The organism is Deltaproteobacteria bacterium (assembly GCA_016178705.1).
GTDB lineage: Bacteria > Desulfobacterota > Binatia > HRBIN30 > JACQVA1 > JACOST01.
On record JACOST010000019.1, the window covers coordinates 1 to 22,278 of the forward strand.

General features: G+C 63.5%; 21 protein-coding genes, 1 tRNA gene and 1 riboswitch. Of the genes, 17 read left to right on the forward strand and 5 right to left on the reverse strand.

The window, feature by feature from the left end; translation table 11 throughout:
- Positions 1–349: 349 nt before the first annotated feature.
- Together HYR72_13930 and HYR72_13935 are read left to right on the forward strand one after the other, a co-directional pair.
- Positions 350–1,315: an acyltransferase gene (locus HYR72_13930; GenBank protein ID MBI1816074.1), complete on the forward strand. Its 966-nt coding sequence runs from the start codon at positions 350–352 to the stop codon at positions 1,313–1,315.
- A gap of 47 nt (positions 1,316–1,362) precedes the next feature.
- Entirely contained in the window at positions 1,363–2,256 is an 894-nt protein-coding gene (locus HYR72_13935) for a glycosyltransferase family 2 protein (protein ID MBI1816075.1), read from the forward strand.
- Positions 2,257–3,003: 747 nt separating this feature from the next.
- Here HYR72_13935 and HYR72_13940 read toward each other — a convergent pair.
- Positions 3,004–3,270 (reverse strand): hypothetical protein, encoded by a 267-nt coding sequence (locus HYR72_13940; GenBank protein MBI1816076.1) that lies wholly within the window; start codon positions 3,268–3,270, stop codon positions 3,004–3,006.
- Between the two features lie 960 nt (positions 3,271–4,230).
- Positions 4,231–4,304 (reverse strand) — tRNA-Met (locus tag HYR72_13945).
- A gap of 275 nt (positions 4,305–4,579) precedes the next feature.
- Here HYR72_13945 and bamD point away from each other — a divergent pair.
- The 15 genes from bamD (at position 4,580) to HYR72_14020 (ending at position 19,001) form a co-directional block, all read left to right on the forward strand.
- Entirely contained in the window at positions 4,580–5,461 is an 882-nt protein-coding gene (gene bamD / locus HYR72_13950; protein ID MBI1816077.1) for an outer membrane protein assembly factor BamD, read from the forward strand.
- Positions 5,462–6,084: 623 nt separating this feature from the next.
- Positions 6,085–6,203: riboswitch (SAM riboswitch) on the forward strand.
- A 67-nt stretch (positions 6,204–6,270) separates the two neighbouring features.
- Positions 6,271–7,101: a HesA/MoeB/ThiF family protein gene (locus HYR72_13955; protein MBI1816078.1), complete on the forward strand. Its 831-nt coding sequence runs from the start codon at positions 6,271–6,273 to the stop codon at positions 7,099–7,101.
- 256 nt (positions 7,102–7,357) lie between these two features.
- Positions 7,358–8,614, forward strand: coding sequence for a threonine synthase (locus tag HYR72_13960; protein ID MBI1816079.1), 1,257 nt, complete (start codon positions 7,358–7,360; stop codon positions 8,612–8,614).
- A gap of 28 nt (positions 8,615–8,642) precedes the next feature.
- Positions 8,643–8,918, forward strand: coding sequence for a MoaD/ThiS family protein (locus tag HYR72_13965; GenBank protein MBI1816080.1), 276 nt, complete (start codon positions 8,643–8,645; stop codon positions 8,916–8,918).
- 1 nt (position 8,919) lies between these two features.
- The gene (locus HYR72_13970; GenBank protein ID MBI1816081.1) at positions 8,920–9,951 is read left to right on the forward strand and encodes a cysteine synthase family protein; all 1,032 of its coding nucleotides are present in this window, start codon (positions 8,920–8,922) and stop codon (positions 9,949–9,951) included.
- Positions 9,948–10,214, forward strand: a complete 267-nt coding sequence (locus HYR72_13975; GenBank protein MBI1816082.1) for an NIL domain-containing protein — start codon at positions 9,948–9,950, stop codon at positions 10,212–10,214. The genes HYR72_13970 and HYR72_13975 overlap by 4 nt, the downstream gene beginning before the upstream one ends.
- A 12-nt stretch (positions 10,215–10,226) precedes the next feature.
- The gene (locus tag HYR72_13980; protein MBI1816083.1) at positions 10,227–10,892 is read left to right on the forward strand and encodes a ThiF family adenylyltransferase; all 666 of its coding nucleotides are present in this window, start codon (positions 10,227–10,229) and stop codon (positions 10,890–10,892) included.
- Positions 10,889–12,106, forward strand: coding sequence for a hypothetical protein (locus HYR72_13985; GenBank protein MBI1816084.1), 1,218 nt, complete (start codon positions 10,889–10,891; stop codon positions 12,104–12,106). The genes HYR72_13980 and HYR72_13985 overlap by 4 nt, the downstream gene beginning before the upstream one ends.
- Before the next feature lie 29 nt (positions 12,107–12,135).
- Positions 12,136–13,578, forward strand: a complete 1,443-nt coding sequence (locus HYR72_13990; protein MBI1816085.1) for a DASS family sodium-coupled anion symporter — start codon at positions 12,136–12,138, stop codon at positions 13,576–13,578.
- A 17-nt stretch (positions 13,579–13,595) separates the two neighbouring features.
- The gene (locus HYR72_13995; protein ID MBI1816086.1) at positions 13,596–14,069 is read left to right on the forward strand and encodes a universal stress protein; all 474 of its coding nucleotides are present in this window, start codon (positions 13,596–13,598) and stop codon (positions 14,067–14,069) included.
- A gap of 60 nt (positions 14,070–14,129) precedes the next feature.
- Complete coding sequence (locus tag HYR72_14000; GenBank protein MBI1816087.1) at positions 14,130–15,392, forward strand: sulfate adenylyltransferase; 1,263 nt, start codon at positions 14,130–14,132, stop codon at positions 15,390–15,392.
- Positions 15,379–15,741: a transposase gene (locus HYR72_14005; GenBank protein MBI1816088.1), complete on the forward strand. Its 363-nt coding sequence runs from the start codon at positions 15,379–15,381 to the stop codon at positions 15,739–15,741. The genes HYR72_14000 and HYR72_14005 overlap by 14 nt, the downstream gene beginning before the upstream one ends.
- A complete protein-coding gene (locus HYR72_14010; GenBank protein ID MBI1816089.1) occupies positions 15,731–16,831 on the forward strand; it encodes an acyl-CoA/acyl-ACP dehydrogenase in 1,101 nt (366 codons plus the stop codon). Before HYR72_14005 ends, HYR72_14010 begins: the two co-directional genes overlap by 11 nt.
- Positions 16,832–16,876: 45 nt before the next feature.
- Positions 16,877–18,127, forward strand: coding sequence for an acyl-CoA dehydrogenase family protein (locus HYR72_14015; protein MBI1816090.1), 1,251 nt, complete (start codon positions 16,877–16,879; stop codon positions 18,125–18,127).
- 52 nt (positions 18,128–18,179) lie between these two features.
- Complete coding sequence (locus HYR72_14020; protein ID MBI1816091.1) at positions 18,180–19,001, forward strand: amidohydrolase; 822 nt, start codon at positions 18,180–18,182, stop codon at positions 18,999–19,001.
- Positions 19,002–19,254: 253 nt separating this feature from the next.
- Here HYR72_14020 and HYR72_14025 read toward each other — a convergent pair whose 3' ends face one another.
- From HYR72_14025 to HYR72_14035, 3 genes are read right to left on the reverse strand one after another with little or no spacing between them, the layout of a single operon-like run.
- A complete protein-coding gene (locus HYR72_14025) occupies positions 19,255–20,829 on the reverse strand; it encodes a hypothetical protein (protein MBI1816092.1) in 1,575 nt (524 codons plus the stop codon).
- 9 nt (positions 20,830–20,838) lie between these two features.
- Complete coding sequence (locus tag HYR72_14030; protein MBI1816093.1) at positions 20,839–21,660, reverse strand: outer membrane lipoprotein-sorting protein; 822 nt, start codon at positions 21,658–21,660, stop codon at positions 20,839–20,841.
- Positions 21,657–22,226 (reverse strand): CDP-alcohol phosphatidyltransferase family protein, encoded by a 570-nt coding sequence (locus HYR72_14035; GenBank protein MBI1816094.1) that lies wholly within the window; start codon positions 22,224–22,226, stop codon positions 21,657–21,659. The genes HYR72_14030 and HYR72_14035 overlap by 4 nt, the downstream gene beginning before the upstream one ends.
- Between the last annotated feature and the right edge of the window lie 52 nt (positions 22,227–22,278).

The following is a 22,278-nucleotide window of genomic DNA, read 5'->3' on the forward strand; positions in this document are numbered from 1 at the left end:
GCCGACCGTGGGAGGTTCACCGGGAGACAACCATCAACGCCAGTGGCCCGGTGCGGCTGCGCGCGGACCACCACCCCGCCGCCCCCGCAGAGAAGAGGTGTGGCTTTCATCCCGCCCCTTGACAAACCGAACCATGGCAGGCGCAGAGGAAGGGCTTCAAGGCAAAGTCGCAAGGGCGCAATGACGCAAGGCGAGCATCCTGCGCACGGAGTCCACTTCTCCGAGACAAGGCCGAACCCTTGCGCCTCTGCGTCCCTGCGCCTCTGCGTTGAGTTCCCGTCTTCGGCCTGACAATTTGAATTGGAAGGGGGGAACGGGTTTGTTCGGCTGCTATCGCTACATGCTCGCGATGATGGTTGTGGCCGGCCACATCGGACACAACCCTCGGTGGGCGGGCAGCTACGCGGTGTTCGGCTTCTACATGCTGAGCGGCTTTCTGATGACGAACATCCTGCACGAGGCCTATGGCCTCGACGCCGCGGGGATGCGTCGCTACTTCGTCAATCGCGCGCTGCGCATCTATCCCGCGTACTGGTGCGCGTTGCTCTTGTCAATCTTCGCGGTGGCGCTTGCACCGCAGAGTGCGAACGTCCTGAACCCGGTCTTGCACATGCCGTCATCTCTGTTGGCTTGGGTATCGAACGCGAGCCTCTTCGGTCTGACGATTCCCGTGCCGCAGCGGCTTGTGCCGCCCGCGTGGTCGCTGAACGTCGAACTGAGCTTCTACATCGCGCTGCCGTTGCTGCTGTGCCGGTGGCGCGTCGGCACTGTGATTTGGTTCGCGATCAGCAGCGGATACACGGCCTACATGGTCTATCAAGGACGACCGTTCTTGGTTCGCTACGCTCCGCTAGCCGCAGCCAGCTTGCCTTTCAGCATCGGCGCCTTGGTATGGCATTTCCGTCGCGCGCTACCGAGCGTCTCAACGCCTCTGCTCGGCGTCGCGTTCGTTGCCTATCTGGCGAACCTCAGCGGAGCGCGAGTGTGGTGGACCGATCCGAAACTTCAGGGGTTCTATGTGTCGCTCGCGTTGAGTTCGGTTCTGCTCGTAGGCCTGAGCCAGCGGACAACGGCGCGACCGTGGTTGCAGTACGTCGATCGCCAATTGGGTCGACTATCGTATCCGATCTTCCTCTTGCACTGGACGATTGCGACGTTGGTGGCCGCGACTGGAGCAATTGCGCCTACGAGAGGCGGCATGTTGTTCTGCGTCACGATCGTCCCGCTCAACTTGACGGCGTTCGCCGTCGCGTCGTTCGTCGAGGGACCTGTGGAACGCTTCCGCACTCGAGTGCGCGCGCGAGCGCCGCGGTAGCGCTCACCGAGCCGGTGCGGTACGAACCCGCGACATCACGGCACTCGATGCGCTTTTCCGTCATCGTCCCGACTTACAACCGAAAGGATCTGCTGCGCCGCTGTCTGGCGACGGTGGTCGACCAGGACTATGCGGACTACGAGGTGATCGTCGTCGATGACGCGTCCACTGACGGCAGCGGAGAAATGGTTCGGCACGAGTTTTCCCGAGTTCACTACATCCGCCAACCGGAACATCAGGGACAGTTCGTTGCGCGCAATCGTGGCATCCAAGCGTCCGACGGTGACCTGCTCGCCTTCGTCGATGACGACTGCGTGTACTCGCGTGATTGGCTGGCGGCACATGCGAAATACTACGGCGACAGCCGAATAGGCGCAGTAGGATCCCAAAAGGGACCACTGGTCCCCGACTTCTACTACAAGTTCCACGCGGCGCATTACTCTGACCAGTACCGGGCGGTGCAGCGTATGGAACGCATTACTGCGCGGCAGCAAAACCTGAGAACGGGCAGCATGAGCATCGCTCGCTGCGCGATTGAGCGTGTGGGCGGGTTCGATGAGCAGTTCGTGAAAGGTTCCACGCAAGATCTCGTCAGGCGCATCAGTAGCGCCGGCTTTCAATTTGTCTGCGACCCAGCCCTGTACGTGGAGCACACGCAGACCTTCACCCTGCGGACGTTCTTGGCGGACCGATTTCACGAGGCGTCGGGGCAGATCATGACTGACGTCAAAGAGGGCACGGTACGCGCACGGCGTTTCGTTCCGCTGCTCAACGTAGGGCGCACCTGGAAAGTCTGGCGCAACTTCCACGAGATGTTTGGTGGATCGATCCGCATCTTTGCGGCATTTTGGGGGCTGGCTCTTCTCACTCGGTGGGCGGAAGTGGCCGGCCGTGCCAACTACTACTGGACGGACGGTCGCAACTATCGGAGGCCCGCCTGACAAGGTTGGAGATTTCCGGCGAGGAGGCGACCGCGTCGACGAGCAATTCAACCCGCTAGGAGCGCGTCGACTTCGCCACCGGCATCATTGCGGTTTGACGCATCGAAGAGCGGTGACGCGCTCGCCAGCGCATCAACTCGACACCGGCCAACCGCCAACACTACAGCCACCAGATTTCCGCGCGCGACTTGGACGCGAGACGCGCACACCACACGAGCGATTCGGCTCGGCACTGGCGCACCGGGTGTTGAGTCCCCATGAGCTTGCCCCTCGAATGAATCGCTCGTGAGGAAAACCTTGCCCCCTGACAAATGAGCAGCGCGGCGCGGCAACGATTAGTTTCAACCTCGGATCGAATCGAATCTCCGAAGTCAGCGGACGAGTCCCTCATAGTGCAGGCAACGTTCGTAGGAAAACTTGTAGATGGGCTGAGTGGCGAGGGGCATCGCCGGATTCAAATTGCGGGAGTCTATGAAGCCAGGGAGTCCACCCATCGCTTCGTTAGTAGCCGAGAGACTGCACATTCTGCGGATGGAGGCGGGACGCCAGTCGTACCAATACCAGACCGCGACAGACGTAAGCAGAGCCAGTACAACGAACGCGCTGCGCATGACGCAAGCTCTAGCACTCTAGCACGCACTCCCTCAACTGACGGACCGAGCGTCTGCAAACGAGGGAAATCAACCTCGAATTGAATCGAAGCAGCTTGGCCTTCCCTCAACGTGCGGGATTCTGCCTGTGGCGCTGTTAGTCGTCGCGCGGGTCATGGTCGATCGACTCTTGCGCGGCCTCCATGGCCGCCCCCAACTCGTCTGCTGTGCAATGCTCGGGATTTTCGCACTCATCTTGAATCGCGATGCGAAACTGCTCGGCGGCGAACTCTCCCGGCGTCATGGAAGGTGGGCTGTCGTGGCAGGATGCAATCAGGAACGCCGCAACGACGACGAAAGGCTCGTATAGTGCGATACGCTTCATGCGCAGTTCCTCCAAGGTTGTCATCACAACCGTGCTCACCTCTACTCGCAGACCCCTCTATGCGCTGCTGCCTCTTCATATATGACCGTGCTTGGCTCCGAGTCGATCTGCTCGCTATGGGGGGCACCGATCCGATGAAGACGGTTTCGCGTGCACTCTGGCCCAACTACCACAGTGAGCGAGGCATCGACACCAGCTTCGCGTTGCTCTCTCGACTTTCCCACTCATCATGCTTCGATAGACCGCCGATTTTTGCGTTGGTTGCCGAGTCGTGCGCAAGTAGGGGTCGGACGGCGCGCCGGTTCGGGGCGCTCGCGGTACACTGACCCTCCACCACCTGATGGGATGCCTAGCCCGCGCGCCGTCGGTTCGGAGGCATGATGGCAAACCCAATTCCGCCGGAGATGAAGACGGGAACCGTCGGAGAACTGCTTGTTCAGTTACGTCTCCTCCAGTACGGCATACAAGCTGCGCCACCACTCAAGGACTCCGGTAACGACTTGATAGCTCTTCGTGGCTATGTGGTACGCACGATCCAGGTGAAGACGGCTACGACCCAAGCGCCCCCCAGGTGGCCACTCAAACGCCGCTACCACCTTCTCGCAGTCGTGCGGCTCGAGGGTGAGGGAACGGATCTGCGGCTGGATGAGAGCGAAATATTTCTGGTCCCGAAGTGCGCTCTTTCTGGCTTGGCGCACACCTGGGACGCACTTCGACCCTTCGCACTCTCGGAAGCGCACGTCCGCGATCTGTTCGCCGAATGATGATGCAGCCACCTGCTGTTGCAAAACCAGGACACTCTCGCTTTCAAATCAGAACACTCGGGCGCAAGGACGGACAGCTGTCTTGCCGTGCTCGGCCGACGCGGAGTAAGAGAGATCGGTGGCAGGATCGCTCGTCGCTGTTTCCTGTTGCCGTTCACGACTCTAGCATTCGCTGCCAGAGTCGGGGCGCAACCTGCGATCACTTTCCACGGTACCAATTTTCAGGAGAAGAAAATGGCGGCGCGCAGAATCGAACTGCGGACCTAGGGATTATGAGACCCTCGCTCTAGCCAACTGAGCTACGCCGCCATATCGGTCTCGGTTGGGAGAGCAGAGTGATAGAGAATGGCCCGCGGCAGGTCAAGGCGCGTCGCTCTTGCTCCGCTGCACGATTGTCCCTACATTCTCCCGCCATGAAGTGGGCCCGCGTACTTCCGCTGCTAGCCTCAATCCGAAAAAGGAATGGCTCGCGCCAAGCCGCAAAGCCGCCAAGGGCAGCTGTTGGCACGGCTCGTTCCTGCAGGCCCTTCTTTGCGACTTGGCGCCTTTGCGCGAGAACTATTTTCGGACTGGGGCTAACCATCGTGGCGCTCGCGGCGAGCGGCTGCGGCGCCAAGAAGAAGCTGCTGCCGGAAGGCTACTTCAAACAAGCCACCGCCGACTTCGAGAATGGCGCCTTCCCGATCGCCATCGATGAGTACAAGGAGATGCTCGACCAGTACCCGTTCGACGAACACGCCGAGGAGGCCGAGCTGAAGATCGCGCATGCGCAGTACCTCGCCGGCAATCTCACCGAGGCCGTCGCCTCGCTGACCGACTTTCAGCGCCGTCATCCGACGAGTCCGCAACTGCCGTTCGTCGGCTACGCGCTGGGCCTCTGCTACGCGCGCCAAATGGGGACCATCGATCGCGACCAGACCGCCTCGCAGAACGCGCACAACTACTTCGCCACCGTCGCGCAACAGTACCCCAACAGTCCGTTCGCGGAATTGGCGCGCGAGCAACTCGCGTTGTGCCGCAACAACCTCGCCGGTCACGAACTCTACGTGGCCGACTTCTACGCGCACAAGGATAACCAGAAGGCAGCGGAGTACCGACTGCTCGGATTGCTCGGCCGTTACGACGACACTGATGTCGCCGCCGACGCGCTGACTCAACTCGCGCGCGCGTACCGTAAAGGGAACGACCCCGAACGCGCGCTGCTCGCCGATGCGGCGCTGGCGCAGCACTTCCCCAACACCAAGCAGGCGCGCAGCGCGCGGCGACGGATCGAGAAGCAGGGTCAGGAAGAGTTGCTCGCCAACGACCCGATGCCGCGGCTGCTCGCCGGTGTGCCGCAGTCACGCGACATCACCTTCTCGCCGCCGGTCCAAGTGCCCGGCTTGGACAAACCTGACCACGCACCCGCCTCCGCCGCCGCGGCCCAGCCACCCTCGCCGTTCGGCCACTCTGGTAGTCGCTACTGACAATAGGAGTTCACCACGAATTGGTCATGACCTTCGGTCACCCGAAGAGCATGAAACGGGAATTCTTGTAGGGGCGCTGCTTGCTGCGCCCCGCCGGGCCGGGCAAGCGCGGCCCCTACGGCTCCCCGCCCACTGGGGAATTTTCAAAGGAGGCACGAAGACCACGAAGGGCGGGCATCGGAAGGTGCGCGGGATAAGAAGGTGGCCCCTCGATACGCAGCCCCTCGATACGAAGCCTTCGGCTTCTACTCGGGGCTGCTACTCGGGGAAACGGTTGGTTTTCACCGTCCCCAAAGTCTGTCTGCCCGCGAGTGAATCGTGAGCCTTCTTGCGCGAAACCCGACGGAATGAATCTCTCCTTCGCCTGCTCTCCTCGTGCCCTTCCTGCCTCCTTTGAAAGTCATCGCGAGGGCGGGGGACTGTAGGGGCCGCGCTTGCTCGGCCCGGCGGCGGGCGCAGCAAGCAGCGCCCCTACCCGAATTCCCGTTTCTGTCTTCGTAACTTCGTGCCTTCGTGGTGAACACTCCGTCCGATCAAGGCTGGAGTTCCACCTTCGGCGAATCAGATTGACTCCCCAATGTGATTCACGTAGCGTTCGCCGCAGAGAAGATTGAAGCGTACATACCTTATCCAGAGTGGCGGAGGGACTGGCCCGTTGATGCCACAGCAACCGGGTCCGATGAGAGTCGGGATCTGGTGCTAACTCCTGCTGGAGCCCGCGAGGGACCCGGATAGATAAGGCGAGAGACTGAAGAGCCTCCTCCTGTCACCGGGGGGAGGTTTTTTTTTGGTGCGCCAGATCGAGAAGGATGATGAGCGGTCGCCAGACGACATGCGAAGCTGACCAAACGGTTGCGGACCGCGAGCGGCTGCGCAATGGCCGCGTCCTCGTCGTCGGAGCCGGCGGACTGGGTTGCCCCGCGGCGTTGGCTCTGGCGCTGGCGGGCGTCGGCACTATCGGGCTCATCGACGCCGACCGCGTCGACTTGTCGAATCTGCACCGCCAGATCCTGCACACTGATGCCGACATTGGCATCGCGAAAGTCGAGTCGGCCCGTGTGAAGCTCGCGGCGTTGCATCCCGCGGTGACCATTCGTGCAATCGAAGAGCGTCTGACCGCGAATACGTTGCCGGCGCTGTTTCGCCAGTTCGACTTCGTCATCGACGGTACCGACACCGCGGCGAGCAAGTTTCTCATCAACGACGGCGCGGTCCTGACCGGAACGCCGTACTCGCACGCCGGCATCCTCGGTTTCCGCGGCCAGACCTTCACCGTGATCCCGCACCGCAGCGCCTGCTACCGCTGCTTGTTTCCAACGCCACCACCCGCAGACGAAGTTCCGACCTGCCAGGAAGCCGGCGTGATCGGCATGGTGGCCGGAGCCATCGGAGCGATCCAGGCGGCCGAAGCGATCAAGTTTCTGCTGCGACGCGGCGAGTTGCTGACCAACCGCTTGCTGACGTTCGATGCGCTCACTGCGCGCTGGCGCAGCATCACATTGAAGAGCAATCCGCACTGCCCTCTGTGCAGTGCGCGCCCGACGATTCAATCGCTCGCGGCGGAGGCTGACGCGGCATGGCCCGAGTTGACGGTTGGTGGCGGATTGCGGGTTTCCTCTTCCTGTGGAGATCGTCGATGAACGTGGCCGCCATGCTGTTTTCCACCAGATTCCCTGTTCCCTGTAGGGGCGACGCATGCGTCGCCCTCGCATTGGCGTGTCCACCGCGGAGAAGACGGAGGGCGATGCATGCATCGCCCCTACGCTTCAGAGAAGTTCGCATGTTGCCGACATTCTCGAAACACCACGCTAGCGAAGGGATCGTCGACCGGCCCCGCGGCGTGAGCGTGAACCAGCCCCGCGGCTTGAGCGCCAGAAGAATGAATAAGGAGCAGCCATGAGTTGCGTAACCGGATTACGTTGTCGCGAATGCGGCCAGCCATACCCGATCGAGCCGCTGCACGTGTGTGAGACCTGCTTTGGTCCGCTCGAAGTCGTGTACGACTACGCCGCGGTCGCGCGCACGTTGACGCGCGAGGCGATCGCGCAACGCCCGCGCAATCTCTGGCGGTATCGCGAACTGCTGCCGGTCAACGGCGAGCCGCGCATCGGTCTGCACTCGGGGTTTACGCCGCTGGTCCGCGCCGACCGCCTCGCCACTGTCCTGGGCGTCAGCGAGCTGTACATCAAGGACGATTCGGTGAACCATCCGACGTTCTCCTACAAAGATCGCGTGGTGTCGGTGGCGATCTCAAAGGCCATCGAGTTCGGCTTCGACACGGTCTCGTGCGCCTCGACCGGCAACCTCGCCAACAGTGTATCGGCGCACGCGGCGCGCGCAGGACTGAACTGTTTCATTTTCATTCCGCACGATCTCGAGAGCGGCAAAGTCGTCGGCTCCGCTATCTATGGACCCCGGACCATCGCGATCCGCGGCAACTACGACGACGTCAACCGCCTGTGCAGCGAGGTCGCCGACAAGTACGGCTGGGCTTTCGTCAACATCAACATCCGGCCATACTACACCGAAGGTGCGAAAACCTATGGCTTCGAGGTCGCGGAACAACTCGGGTGGCGGCTGCCGCAACACATCGTCGTCCCGACCGCGGGCGGCACGATCCTGCCCAAAGTGGCTAAGGCGTTCCACGAGTTCGTGCAGGTCGGTTTAGTGGAGAACACGCCCGTGAAGATCTACTCGGCGCAAGCGGCGGGCTGCGCGCCGGTGATCAATGCGCTGCATCGCGGCAGCGATCTGATCACACCGGTGAAGCCGAACACGATTGCCAAGTCGATCGCCATCGGCAACCCCGCCGATGGCTACTACGTGCTGCAAGCGGTGCGCGAGTCGGGCGGCTGGGGCGAAGCGGTGACCGATGTCGAGATCGTCGATGCGATCAAGCTGCTGGCGCGCACCGAAGGTATCTTCACCGAACCTGCCGGCGGCACCACCGTCGCCGTCGCCAAGAAGTTGATCGAGCAAGGCCGCATTCCACGCAACGAATCGATCGTCATCAGCGTCACTGGCAACGGCTACAAGACGCTGGAGGCCGTGCGCGACAACGTCGAGCAGCCCTTCACCATCGACGCTCGGCTCGGCGAGTTCGATCAACTGTATCGCCAACTGAACACCACGCCCGCGGCGGCGCGCGCGTGATTCACCACGACCCGGAGGAGAGGTATCCATGAGCATTCAAGTTCGCATCCCCACACCGCTGCGCCGTTTCACCAACGGCGCCGACGAAGTCGGCATGAACGGCGCCACCATCGGCGCCGTCGTCAACCAGCTCGAGCAGCAGTTTCCCGGTATCAAGGAACGGCTCTGCGACGACGCCGGCAACGTCCGCCGCTTCGTGAACATTTACGTCAATGGTGACGACATCCGCTTCCTCAATCACCTCGAAACGCCGGTCAAGGACGGCGACGAAGTCTCCATCGTCCCGGCTATCGCCGGCGGGTGAGATGTCGGCTCGCCCGCACATCGCCGAAACGCACGAGCAAGCGGCGCCGGCTGCGAGCACTCCGCCGCGCCGCGCGCTCTCTGTGCTCGACCTCATCGGCAACACGCCGTTGGTCGAGATCGCCCGCTTGCGCGCCGCGTTTCGCACGAAACAAGGACGCGCGATCTCGCCCAAGGTTCGCATCTACGCCAAGCTCGAAGGCTTCAACCCGGGCGGATCGGTGAAGGATCGCCCGGCGCTGTGGATGCTGCGCGAAGGCATTCGTGCCGGTCAGTTGACGGCGGGCAAAGTCGTTCTCGATTCCACCTCGGGCAACACCGGCATCGCGCTCGCGATGATCGGTGCTGTGATGGGCTATGCGGTCGAGTTGGTGATGCCCGCCAACGTCAGCCGCGAACGCAAGAAGATCATCGGCGCGTACGGCGCGCAGATTCACTACAGCGATCAACTGGAAGGTTCTGATGGTGCCATCCGCATGTGCCGCAAGGTGCTGGCGGAAAATCCGGAACGCTATTTCAAACCGGATCAGTACTCCAACGTCAACAATCCGCAGGCGCACTACGACAGCACCGGTCCGGAGATCTACTGCGCGACCAACGCCGGCGTCACTCACTTCGTCGCCAGCATCGGCACCGGCGGCACCATCATGGGCACCGGCCGCTACCTCAAGGCGCAGAACCCGAAGATTCAGATCATCGCCGTCGAACCCGACGACGCCTTGCACGGGCTCGAAGGCCTCAAACACATGGCCAGCTCGATCGTGCCGAGCATCTACCACGAGCAGGAACTCGACCGGAAAGTGGGAGTCGGCACCGAAGACGCCTACGACACCGTCTACCGCCTTAGCACGCAAGAGGGACTGGTAGTCGGGCAGTCGTCCGGCGCCGCGATGTGGGCCACCCTGCAAGTGGCGGCAGAACTCGACGAAGGCGTCTTCGTCGTCATCTTCCCCGACTTTGGCGACAAGTATCTCAGCACCAATCTGTGGGCCGGCTGGAAGGATTGGCACCAGCGCGAGCGGCGGCAGGCATGACCCGCGAAACCAACATCGCCCGCAAAGTTCGCGAACGGGTGTATCTCACCTACCCCACCCGTCTGATCAAGGAGCCGTTGATCTATCAGGTAGGCCACAAGTTCAAGGTCGTCACCAACATTCGCGGCGCCAACATCAACGACACCATCGGCTTGGTCGCGCTCGAACTCGACGGCACACAGGCGGAAGTCGACCGCGCCATCGCGTGGTTGCGCGACAAAGGCGTCAACGTCGAACCGATCGAGAAGAATGTGATCGAGTAGCGTGGCTTCGTCATGCTCAGCGATGCGCAAATCGAACGCTACAGCCGCCAAGTGATCTTGCCGGAAGTCGGCGCCGCCGGACAGCAACGCTTGCTCGATGGCGGGGTGGCATTGGTGCGCTCGCCGGCGAGCGATGCGGCGCTGCTGTATCTCGCGGCCAGCGGCGTTGGCCGCATCGGTCTCATCGAAGGCTCGCACCCGCGTAGCGCGCTGACCGCTCTCGCGATGAATCCCGATGTGACCATCGAAGCACTCACAGTCGACCAGGTGCACGAGAGCGCGATGAGCACCTACGCGCTAATGATCGACGCGAGCGGGAGTGAAGCGCACCACCAGCGACTCAATCGCACCTGCGTGGCGCTCGGCATTCCGTTTCTCGTTGGGGCGATGCACGGATCGACGGCGACGCTCGCGATGCTGGTTGGACCGGCGACGAAAGCACCGTGCTACGCGTGCGTTGCGCCGCAGCTCGACATCGGCAATCGCGCCGAGTCAGCGCTCGACGCCGCTACAACCATCCTGCTCGGCTCGTTGCTCGCAGCCGAGGCCCTCAAGTGCTTGCTCGATGTAGGATCATCGCTGAGTGCCCAACGACTCACCTACGACTCGGCCAGCGCGACATTCGAGTACACGCCGCTGACGCGGCGCCCGGACTGCCCCGTGTGCGGTGACGCGTGACGGCCGTGAATCCCGGCCACCTCAAGGTCGAGCTGGCGCTCGGCGGCGTCGCCGTTGATGCCAGCGTGCGCACGCGGCCCGAGCTGCTGCCGGCGCTGCGTGATGCCCGGCACGTACTCGAACTGCTCTTGCCCGAAGATGTCGTCGTCGATGCACCACTCGCGAACGGACGCGGCGTCGTCTCCGATAGCCCCGCTCCGCATCGGCTCGCGTACGAAGGCGAGCAAGTGTTCTTACAACGCGAGCCGGCAACCCGCATCGAAGTCCGGATCATCCCGCCGCCGCAGTTCTATCGCGCGAACACGCCACACGGCATTCCGATGCGACGCATCGGCAGCGTGTTCGGCAGCTTCATCGCCCTCAATCCACTGGCGCCAGCATCCGACGGGCCATGCACACTCTGCAGCGGTCGGCCGACCGAGTACGACAGCGCCGAGCCGCATCCGATTGTCGACGTGGTCGACACGGTCCGCACGGCGTTCGCGGAAGGTGCGGTGGAGTTCGTCCTTTTCAACGCCAGCGTCACCGAAGCGGAAGACGGCGGCATTGCCGCGTTGGAGCCGTACATCCGCGCGGTGAAGCGGAACTTCGACACCTTCGTCGCCGTGCAGATGCATCCGCCGCGCAACAACCGATGGGTCGACCGCACCTATGCGATGGGCGTGGACGCGCTCACCTACAGCGTCGAAGTCCACGACGCCGACATCCTCGCGCGCTGCTATCCGGGGCGCGTGGCCATCATTGGACGCGAGCGCTACTACGAAGCGCTGGCGCACGCGGCAAGCATTTTCCCGAGTGGGACGGTGTGGAGCGATCTCACCGTCGGCATCGAGCCGGCGGAGTCGACCATGCGCGGCATCGACGCGCTGGTGCAAGCCGGTGTGCTGCCGGTCGTGTCGCTCGCACCGCCGCGGCACGGCGTGGCGCCCGCGGATGCGGCGGCGCCGCGCGCCGAAGAGGTTGCGCCGGTGTTGGCGCATCTCTTTCAAGCGACGCGGCAATCGAAGGTCAACATGGGCTGGGTGCGCGAACTCAGCTTTGGCATCACGCCGCTCGAAGCGCGTTTCTTCGCCGGTGAAGAAGCGCGCTTGAGCGTCGCGCAGCAGTTCTACCGCTCACGCTTGGGCGGCATGGCGGCGCGCAATCTCGCGCGATTGCGGCGGCGGCTGCGCGTGCGCACGGTGAGCGACTCGTTCGATTCGTCGCGGCTGTGAACGAGCCGCGCTGAGTTCCCTGCATATCAATGGCTGCCGACACTGAAGTCGTCATCGATACGCGCCGGCTGTGGGTCATCCTGCTCAGCCGCGGACGCAAAACCTACCTGCTTGCCGCCGGCGCGTTGCTGTACTGGGCGCTCGCCGCGATGCCGCAACCCAGCGGACTCAGCCGCGAAGGCCAGAAGGCGATCGCGGCCTTCGGCCTCTGTGTGTTCTACTGGATCTTCAACGTCCTGCCGCTGATGATCACCAGTCTGCTGGCGATCATCCTGCTCCCGCTCACCGGCGTCATGCGTAGCGGCCAAGCGTACGCGCTGTTCGGCAACGAAGCGGTGTTCTTCATCCTCGGCGCGTTCATCCTCGCGGCGTGCTTTATGAAGTCGGGGCTCAGCACGCGCATCGCCCTCACCATCCTTCACCGCTTTGGCAGCACACCCCGCACGCTGCTGCTGACCGTGTATCTGCTCAACTCGATCATGGCGTTCTTCATGTCAGAGCACGCGGTGGCGGCGATGAACTTTCCGATCGTCGCCGAGATGGTCGCGGTCCTCGGCTTGCAGCGGTTGCGCAGCAACTACGCGCGCGCGCTGTTCCTGGCGATGGCGTGGGGGACGAGCATCGGCGGCATCGCGACCTTGCTCGGCGGCGCCCGCGCACCGTTAGCGCTCGGCATCCTGCGCGAGGCCACGGGACAGTCATACGGCTTCCTCGAGTGGACCCTGCTGGCGCTGCCGCTGGTCGTGGTCCTGATGGTGGCGGGCTACTGGATCATCCTGTGGTTCTTCCCGATCGAGATCGACAGCATCGAAGGCGTCGAGCAGCTCCTGAACGAGCGCTGGCTCAAGCTCGGGCGCGCCACGTTCGAGGAGCGCGCCATCGGCACGGTGATGGTCCTGACGCTGATCGGCTGGGTAGTGGGCGGCGAGGAGTTCGGACTCGCCAACATCGCACTCGCCGCGGTGGTCTCGCTGTTCATGCTCGGAGTGGTGACCTGGCGTGACATTGAGCACCACGTCAACTGGGGCGTGATCCTGATGTACGGCGGCGCGATCGCGCTGGGCGCGGCGATTAACAGCTCGGGTGCCGCGGCATGGTTGTCGAAGGTGACCATCAGTCATTGGGCTTCCAGCGGAGTGACCGTCGTGCTTCTCCTCTCCTTGATATCGCTGCTGCTCACGGAAGCGATGAGCCATTCCGCCGTGGTGGCGCTGCTCATGCCGGTGAGCATCGGCGTCGCCAAGGAGTTCGGCATCGATCCGCGCCTGATGGCACCGGTCGTAGCGCTGCCCGCCGGGCTCGCCTTTACCTTGCCGATCGGAACGCCGGCGAACGCGATCGCGTTTTCGTCTGGCTACCTGCGCATGCGCGATATGCTGCTCCCGGGCGCCGTACTCGAACTGTGCGCGTGGGTGGCGTTCAACCTGTTTGCCTACTGGTACTGGCCGCTGCTCGGCGTCCATATTCCGTGACGCGACGAGAGAGACCTATGGCCAACCCGAACGTGCTGATTCTGATTCCGCCCGGCAAGCAGCCGCGCCAAGCGATGCGCGCCGCGGTCGACCTAGCGCGCGAGCGCGGCAGTGCGCTGATCGCGCTGGTGGTCATCGATCCCGACGCCGCCGCGCGCGTGACCAGCCGCTTCTCCGAAGTCGGCTTCATGAGCGAGCACACCGAGAATCAAGTCAGCACCACGATCCTGCGCGAACTTCGCGCCCAGGCCGAAGCCAGCTTGCGCACGCTCGCGGAACACGCCACAAAGGACGGCGTTGCGGTCACGCCGTTGCTAGAAGAGGGCGACACCGAAGACATCTGTCGGCACGTGATCCGCAGCCACCAGATCGGCGTGGCCGTTTTGGTGGCCGAGAAGCGATCCTGGCTTACGCGCTTCCTGGCCCGCAGTGCCGCAGTCAACCTGCCCACGCTTGCCGGATGCGAGGTCCGGGTGATGGAAGAGGATTGAACTAGATTTGGGTTGCTGCCGACGCGCGTCGGTCAGCGCCCGCAGAAGGAGTGACTGAGCATGCCCGATCTCGTTCCCGTTCACGGTGGTCTTGAAGCCCCGGTATCGCGTACCGTGCCGCTGTCGCGGCGCAAACAGTTTCTCGCCGAAGCCGCGGCGCTGCCGCGCGTCGAGTTGAGCCGCGCCGATCTCTCCACCGTCTATCGCATCGCCGACGGTACACTGTCGCCTCTCACGGGGCCGATGGACGAAGAGACTTGGCACTACGTGCTCGACCGCGAGGCATTGGATTTCGGCTTTCGCCAGTATGCATGGACCGCTCCTGTCTCGTTTCCGGTCACCAACGACGAATCCAAGACCCTGCGCATCGGACACTCGGCCGCGCTGGTTCACGAGGGCGCCATCGTCGCGATCTTGCGCGTAACCAGCGTGTTCGACTGGGACAAGCCGAAGCACGTCGAGAAATTCTATGGCACCACGCGCACCGACCATCCCGGCGGCCACATGGTCATGGATGATCCGCGCACGCGCTTGGTCGGCGGCGACTTGTGGGCGCTGCCGCAGCAAGTTGATGCGGAGTATGGCGAGTTCGTCCTCTCGCCACGCCAAGTGCGCACCCTGATCGCCGAGCGGCGATGGGAGCGCGCGCTGGCGTTTCAAACTCGCAACCCGCTGCACCGCGCGCACGAGTACGCGCTGGTGGCGGGCGTCGAGCGACTCACCGCCGAAGGTCACTTCGCCGGTGTGGTGCTCAACCCGCTGATCGGAGAACTGAAAGGCGACGACGTGCCCGCGCGCGTGCGCATGCGCTGCTATCGCGCGCTGCACGAGCAGAAGTTGCTCGGCAAGGGCGACAAGAACGACGCGCTGTGGCAGAGCCGCGGCTACGATCTCACCGAAGTCTTCGAGCTGGTCGGCCTCGACATCAAGATGCTGTACGGCGGCCCGAAGGAAGCGGTGATGCACGGCATCTATCGCCAGAACCTCGGCTTCACCGACATCGTGATCGGCCGCAAGCACGCCGACGCGCCGTTCGACGACGGCAAGGCGATCTGGGGTGACTTCGACGCGCAGGAGATCTTCACCAACTTGAAGGGTGACTTGCGCATCCGCCCGTGCAACATCGGCTTCGCCGCCTACTTCGAGAGCGCCGGGCGCGTCGAACTGATGGAGCAGCACCCGAACGAAAAGCCGTTGTCCATCTCTGGATCGAAGATTCGCGAAGCGCTCACGACCGGCGAGCGGCCCGACGCGAAAGTCCTGCGACCCGAGATCGCCGACATTCTGATTTCGTACTACCGCGCCAAGGGTGGACAGTCGTAGTCCCTCTCTGCTAGCCGCGCACGGCGCGCGCGTGAGCATGAGCCGCGCCGGCAACTCCTACGACAACGCGGCGATGGAGAGTTTCTTCCACACGCTCAAAACCGAGTTCGTGCAAAATCGGGACAAGATCACTTTGCAAACAACCCATCGAGTCATTCTGAGACGAAGGCTCTCTCTTCCCGCCGCGGCAACAGAGAGATCCTTCGCTGCGCTCAAGGATGACAATCGCCAGTACGTCGTGAAAATGACCCGCTACCGCTCGCCGCCCCGCGTTGACATAGCTTCGGCTCACCGGGTAAGGATTCTCATCCTTCGAATTCCATCGCACGCGGAGTGTTATGAATCTTGATTTCTCCGACGATCAGAAGCTGCTGAAGCAAACCGCTCGCGAGTATCTCAGCGAGCACGCGCCGCTGAGCCTGTGCCGCGCGGTGCTCGAATCGAATGCCGCGTATTCCGAAGCACTGTGGAAAGGCATCGCTGCACTAGGCTGGCTCGGCACCGCCATTCCCGAGGAGTACGGCGGCGCCGGATTTGGACGCTTGGAGTTGGCGGTGCTGGCGGAAGAAATGGGCCGCTGCCTCGCCCCGATTCCGTTTTCGTCGAGCGCCTACCTCGCCACTGAAGCCCTGGTACAGTTCGGCTCGGCGGCTCAAAAGAGAACGTATCTTCCAAAGTTGGCGACCGGCGAAGCCATCGGTTGCTTCGCCCACGCCGAGAAGCCGGGCGAACCGGGGGCCGGCAGCATCGCCACCGCCTTCACCAAGGGCAAGCTGACGGGCAACAAGCTGCCCGTGCCGGACGGGGATGTCGCACACTTCGCGATCGTCACCGCGAAGAGCGGCGACGACATCGCGCTCACCATCGTCGATCTCACCGCCACCGGCGTCGAGCGCGCCGCGGTTCGCTCGATCGATCCCAGCCGTTCGCTCGCGCGCGTGCAATTCGCCGGGGCTCCCGCCCAATTGCTCGCCGGTGCGCCGACCGGGTGGACGGGGGTCGAGCAACTACTCGATCGCGCCGCCGTGCTGATGGCCTTCGAGCAGCTCGGCAGCGCGACCCGCTCCTTCGAGATCACTCGCGAGTTCACGCTTGGACGCTATGCCTTCGGGCGGCCGATCGCCTCCTTCCAGGCTGTCAAGCATCGGCTCGCCGATCTGTACGTCGAGATCGAACTGGCGCGCTCGAACGCGTACTACGCCGCGTGGGCGCTCAGCACCAACGCCCCCGAACTTCGCTTCGCCGCGTGCGGCGCGCGTGCCAGCGCCAGCGACGCCTTTGAAGTGATGAGCCGCGAAATGATTCAACTTCACGGCGGCGTCGGCTATACCTGGGAGTACGACTGCCACCTGTTCTACCGCCGCGCCAAGTATCTCGCCGCCATACTCGGCAGCGCCAATCACTGGCGCGAACATCTGATCGAACGCCTGGACGCCTGAGAAGCGAATCGTTGAGGAGTAAGTCCCATCGCAGAGGAGTAAGCAATGGATTTCGACGACACCGCAGAAGAAGCCGCGTTCCGCGCCGAAGCGCGCGCCTGGCTCGACGCCAACGCCGAGCGCCTGCAGTCAGGCGAACGCGCACCCGGACTCGCCGAGGGCCGCACCTCGCCCGATCTGATCAAACGCGCGCAAGCGTGGCAGGCCAAGAAAGCGGACGCCGGCTGGGCCTGCATCACCTGGCCGAAGCCGTACGGCGGCCGTGGCGCCACCTCGATCCAGAACATGATCTGGAACCAAGAACAGAATCGCTACAAGACGCCGTCGGACATCTTCGGCATCGGCCAAGGCATGCTTGGACCGACGATCATGGTGCACGGCAACGACGAGCAGAAGCAGCGTTACCTGCGCCCGATGCTGCGCGGCGAAGAGATCTGGTGCCAGCTCTTCAGCGAGCCGGCAGCCGGCTCCGACCTCGCCGGTTTACGCACCTCCGCGGTCCGCGACGGCGACGAGTGGATCATCAACGGCCAGAAGATCTGGACCACCGGCGCCCAGTACTGCAAGTGGGGCATGATCGTCACCCGCACCGATCCGAACGCCGAGAAGCACAAGGGCATCACCTACTTCATCGTCGACATGCAAGCGCCCGGGATCGACATTCGGCCGATCAAGCAAATCAACGGCGCGTCGGGCTTCAATGAAGTCTTCTTCACCGACGTTCGCGTGTCTGACAAGAACCGCGTCGGCGCGGTCAACGAAGGGTGGCGCGGGGCAATTACCACGCTGATGAACGAACGCGCGTCGATCGGCGGCGGCGCCGGCGGCGGCCCCGACTTCAATGATCTCGTGACACTCGCGAAGCTGAGCGACTGCGACGGCGAGCCAGCGTTCGCCGATCCCGCCGTTCGCCAGCGGCTGGCGCGCTTCTACATTCGCTTGAAGGGCCTGCAGTACACGGGCTATCGAACGCAGACCGCGCTATCGCGCGGCGCGACGCCGGGTCCCGAGAGTTCGATCGGTAAGCTGGTCGGTGCGCCGTTGCGCCAAGAGATGGCCGGCTTCGCCATTGATCTGCAAGGGGCAACCGGAGCGATGATCGACCACGACGCGGCGCCGCAGGAGGGCGTGTGGCAGCAGAGCTATCTCGGCACGCCAGGGTTGCGACTGGCGGGCGGCACCGACGAGATTCTCCGCAACATCATCGCCGAGCGCGTTCTGGGTCTGCCGCCCGACATTCGCGCCGACAAGGGCCTTGCGTTCAAGGACGTGCCGACCGGCCCGAAAAACACGTAGCCGCAGGTGACCGTAGGGGCGCACGGCGGTGCGCCTTCAGATTCTTCTTTCCATGCTCACTGCCGGAATCAATGTGCCGCCGATCATCGACGTTCACACTCATCTGTTGCCCGAACGACTGAGCGCGGCGATTCGGACTTTCTTCAACGAAGAGATTACCGGCGCGCTCAAGTATCCATACGAGCCGACGGCCGCGCGCGCCGCGCTGATCACCGCCGGCGTGACTCGCTGTTGGAGTTTGCCTTACGTCCGCCGCGCCGGCTCGGCCAGCGCCCTCAATCGGTGGATGGCGGAAACGTTTGGCGACGACAGCGTCGTGATCCCCGGCGCCACCGTGCATCCGACCGATGATGTCGACGCGGTGCTCGATGAAGCGTTCGGCGAGTTGGCGCTGTGCGTCGTCAAACTGCACTGCTCGGTCGGCAACTTCGAAGCCGACGACCCACGCCTCGAGCCGCTCTGGCGGCGCGTGTCGGCGAGCGGCCAGCCGGTCGTCGTGCACGCCGGCCATTCCATCGACGGCACGACCAGCGCGCCGGAAATCGAGCCGATCGCGCGCGTCGCCCAGCGCTGGCCGGAGGCGCGGATCGTCGTCGCCCATTGCGGCGCGCCCGCGGTCGACGCGACGTTGGCGTTGCTGCGCTCGTCGCGGTCAGTCTTTGCAGACCTTACACCAGTTGTAACCGCGCACGTCTCGCTCGATAAGCAAGCGCTCGCGGGGTTGGAGCGCCGCCTGCTCTTTGGCAGCGACGCCCCTAACGTCTCCATCGCGATCGAGACCCTCATCGATCGCATCCGTGCGCTCGACCTCGATGCGAGCGACGAAGTCGCTATTCTCGGTGGCAACGCCGAGCGATTGCTGGCGCGCGGGTGATACCGGTGACCGGCCTAGCAGCCTGTTGAAAAACCCCGCATGCTTCGAGACGCGCCTGTCGGCGCTCCTCAGCATGAGCGGTTCTTCCCTTCTGCCACAAGAGTTTCCCGCTCACCCTGAGGAGGCGCGAAGCGCCGTCTCGAAGGGCGCCCCACTTTTTCAACGGGCTGCTAGTGTCTCGAAAGCGATAGTCTTCTCTCCGGCGTAGGGGCGATGCATGCATCGCCCTCCGTCTTCTCCGCAGTGAACCACCTCAATCGGTGGGAGACGCATGCGTCGCCCCTACAGGTCCACCTCCCGCCATCGTCGCCAGCACGACCGGCGCGAGATGTTCTGCAATCAGTGCGTTGCCCTTCGCGGTCAAATGGCCAAAGGCGCCGGCGAAGTGGTCGACGAACAGCTCTTCGTATTGGCTCTGCGCCAGCGCGGCTTTGAAATTCGATTCGTTGTCGACAATCGCGATGTCGTCGCGGAAGTCGAGCAGTTTGCGTAGCGGCAACACGCTCAGCATCGGATACTGCATCGCGATGAGTCCAACACTGTGCGCGCGCAGCTTCTCCAGCAAGCGCTCGTAACTGCGCCGCGTGCGCTCGCGAAATCGACCCATGCCGAGCGTGGCATCGAGCGCAAAGTACTTCTCCGCTAGCGCCGTCTCGCCAGCGAGTTCATACGACAGCGCGAGTTGGCGGTACTCGAGGTCACTCAGATCGACGGGCCGATCCGTGCGCAGCGCGAGCCCTTTCTCATACATCTCCGCCGCCGCGCGGTAGCGGCGGGTGCGGAACAGATAATCACCCAGCACCATCAAGAACACGCGGTCCCGCGGCATGCGCCGCTCGGCTTCGCGCAGCCACGGCGCTTCGTCGTCGAGTCGGTTGCTCTGGAAATAGAAGTACGCCAGGCGCAACGCCAGGTAGCCGCGGATTGTCGACCGCTCCATCCCACGCTTCAGGACTGCTTCGATGGCGTCGGCGCGCGCCGCGCCGTGATAGAAAGTCGTGAGGAACTTATACGACGCGAAGTTGTCCGGCTGCTCGTCCAGAAACTGCAGCAAGCGCGCCTCGCGTTGCGCATCGGAGAGCGCGCCAACCTCCGCCCCCAATTTCTTGTTGAAGAACAGCGCCACCTCTTCCGCGTTCGCGTCGTGAATGATCATGCCGAGGATCGTCCCGTAGTGGTAAACCGGCGTGCCGGGGTCCAACTTGATGGTATCGCGCTTGAGCTCGATGACCTTGGTGTACTCGAAGGCGGCGCTGGCCTCGCTGAACGCCCGCACGGCCGCGTCGAGTTCGACGTTCGGCGGCGCCGGAGCCGGCGGCGCCGCTCCTGGCGACTCGGCGCGCACGCTGCGCCAGAGCAAGCGGAGCAACTTGTAGAGGCGAAGACGGCCGAGGATCGGAGGCGCCTCCTCAGCACCCGGGTGTTCGTACACCAACACGTTGCCCTCGTCGTTGATGCCCATCATGACGATGACGACCTGTGGCCGGTAGGTGTCCAGCCATCCGTCGACCAAATCGACGATGCCGTCGCTGCTCGCCCCAATTTGCCCCTGATTGATGACCTCGACATTGAGATCCGGCCGCCGCTCGCGCAACAAGGTCTCCAACTGCTTCGGCCACGTCTTCTCCGCGCCGACCCACCACGCGCCTTGCGTCGTCGACTCGCCGATGCAGAGGATGCGAAAGGTTGCGTCGCTCGCCACCGCCGCCGGGTTTCGCCGCGTAGCAGCAAACCACAAGCTCGCGCTTCGCAATCCAGCTTCGAGCAGTGCCAGCCCGAAGACCGTCCCGAGCGCGATCAGCGCCAGTCGCTGCCCCCACGCTCGCACTGACTTGCCCTATGCTCCGCCACGCTCCAGGGCGCGCTGCGTGAACAGATCGTCGCCAAGGCCCTTGTCGTACGTGACCTCGTGGAAATCGACGGCGGTGTGACTGCCGGCTTGCACGTTCTGCATCTCGAAGTGGAACGCCGTCGGGATCGCGCCGACGGGACGCACATCGCTTGTTGTCAGCACCTTGGCCACCTCGCCCTTCTTGTCGACGAACTCGAACTTGAGGATGACCGAATCGCTGCGGCGCAACCACACGCGAACAAGGCCATAGCCGACATCTTTGCCGGCCGGCGTGAACTCGATGACCGCGGCGGGCGCGCCGTCGATTGGTTCATCGCGCACCAGTGCGGTGTGCGCATCGGCCTCGCTCCAGTCACCGATCTGACTGACGATCGCGAGGTCTTCGTAACTGAAGTCGGTGCCGACGAAGCTCTCGCGTTTGCTGCCCGCACTGATTTGTCGCACGCGTTTGAGTTCAGGCAAATACAGCCACTGCTCGTCGGCGGTGTGCGGGTTCACCCACTGCAGGAAGCCGGTGCCTTTGATCTCCGCCGGCGACTGGAAGAAGACGATCGAGCGGCTGGCGTCGGCGGTGAACTTCTTCATATAGATGTCCAGCTCGCGCGCGCGCTCGTTGCCGCGCCGGTCGACGATGCGCAGCGTCAACTTCTGCGTGCGATCGGTCCATTTGCGCGTCGTCGCGTTGAGCGCCTTCACCTGATCCAACAGCTCGCGTGCGGTTTCAGCGTATGCCGCGTGGCTCGTCACAATTGCGATCATCGCGACCACTATCCCGCTCCATCTGGCTGCGCGTGTCGTACTGTTCATGCCGATTCCTTCTTCGTCGCTGTCCCAGTACGCTGATACGTGAGCAGCCCGATGTAGACGTACTGCAGCCCGGATGCCGCGCTGGCCGCGGCGGTGCAGTACTGTATCAACTGACAGCCGACATCCATCGGTAGGTCCGGGCGGGCAAGATGCGTGACGGTGAAGCCGATGGTAAACAACTGAAAGAACGTCGTCGCTTTGCCGAGCGCGCTCGGGTCCACGGCCACAGGCTCGGCGCTGATGAGGTAGAGCGAGGCGAACCCGAGCAGGATCACCGCGTCACGGCTCAGCACGATGACCAAGAGCCAGTACGGAATCGCGCCGATGACCGCCAGCACGATGAACGTGCTGACCTGCAACAGCTTGTCGGCAAGCGGATCGAGGACGGCGCCCAGCTCGCTGCGCGAGTCCATGATGCGCGCTAGGGCACCGTCGATGGTGTCGGTGAGCGCGGCGAGCACGAACAAAACCAGCGCTGCCGCGAAGTGGCCACCGGTGAGCAGGATCAGGAACACGGGAATCCCCGCGATCCGCAGCATAGTGAGGAAGTTGGGTAGCGTCAGCATCGCTGCCGAGCGAATAGCAGACCCTAGGGTCTAGGGGCTAGCGGTTAGGGGC

Coding starts and splice junctions, on each gene's coding strand:
- HYR72_13935 (MBI1816075.1), top strand. CDS start 1,363: ATGCGCTTTTCCGTCATCGTCCCGACTTACAACCGAAAGGATCTGCTG.
- HYR72_13980 (MBI1816083.1), top strand. CDS start 10,227: ATGCTCAGCGATGCGCAAATCGAACGCTACAGCCGCCAAGTGATCTTG.
- HYR72_13970 (MBI1816081.1), top strand. CDS start 8,920: ATGTCGGCTCGCCCGCACATCGCCGAAACGCACGAGCAAGCGGCGCCG.
- HYR72_13930 (MBI1816074.1), top strand. CDS start 350: ATGATGGTTGTGGCCGGCCACATCGGACACAACCCTCGGTGGGCGGGC.
- HYR72_14000 (MBI1816087.1), top strand. CDS start 14,130: ATGCCCGATCTCGTTCCCGTTCACGGTGGTCTTGAAGCCCCGGTATCG.
- HYR72_14020 (MBI1816091.1), top strand. CDS start 18,180: ATGCTCACTGCCGGAATCAATGTGCCGCCGATCATCGACGTTCACACT.
- HYR72_14030 (MBI1816093.1), bottom strand. CDS start 21,660: ATGAACAGTACGACACGCGCAGCCAGATGGAGCGGGATAGTGGTCGCG.
- HYR72_13965 (MBI1816080.1), top strand. CDS start 8,643: ATGAGCATTCAAGTTCGCATCCCCACACCGCTGCGCCGTTTCACCAAC.
- HYR72_13955 (MBI1816078.1), top strand. CDS start 6,271: ATGATGAGCGGTCGCCAGACGACATGCGAAGCTGACCAAACGGTTGCG.
- HYR72_13990 (MBI1816085.1), top strand. CDS start 12,136: ATGGCTGCCGACACTGAAGTCGTCATCGATACGCGCCGGCTGTGGGTC.
- HYR72_13995 (MBI1816086.1), top strand. CDS start 13,596: ATGGCCAACCCGAACGTGCTGATTCTGATTCCGCCCGGCAAGCAGCCG.
- HYR72_13960 (MBI1816079.1), top strand. CDS start 7,358: ATGAGTTGCGTAACCGGATTACGTTGTCGCGAATGCGGCCAGCCATAC.
- HYR72_14015 (MBI1816090.1), top strand. CDS start 16,877: ATGGATTTCGACGACACCGCAGAAGAAGCCGCGTTCCGCGCCGAAGCG.
- HYR72_13975 (MBI1816082.1), top strand. CDS start 9,948: ATGACCCGCGAAACCAACATCGCCCGCAAAGTTCGCGAACGGGTGTAT.
- HYR72_14035 (MBI1816094.1), bottom strand. CDS start 22,226: ATGCTGACGCTACCCAACTTCCTCACTATGCTGCGGATCGCGGGGATT.
- HYR72_14010 (MBI1816089.1), top strand. CDS start 15,731: ATGAATCTTGATTTCTCCGACGATCAGAAGCTGCTGAAGCAAACCGCT.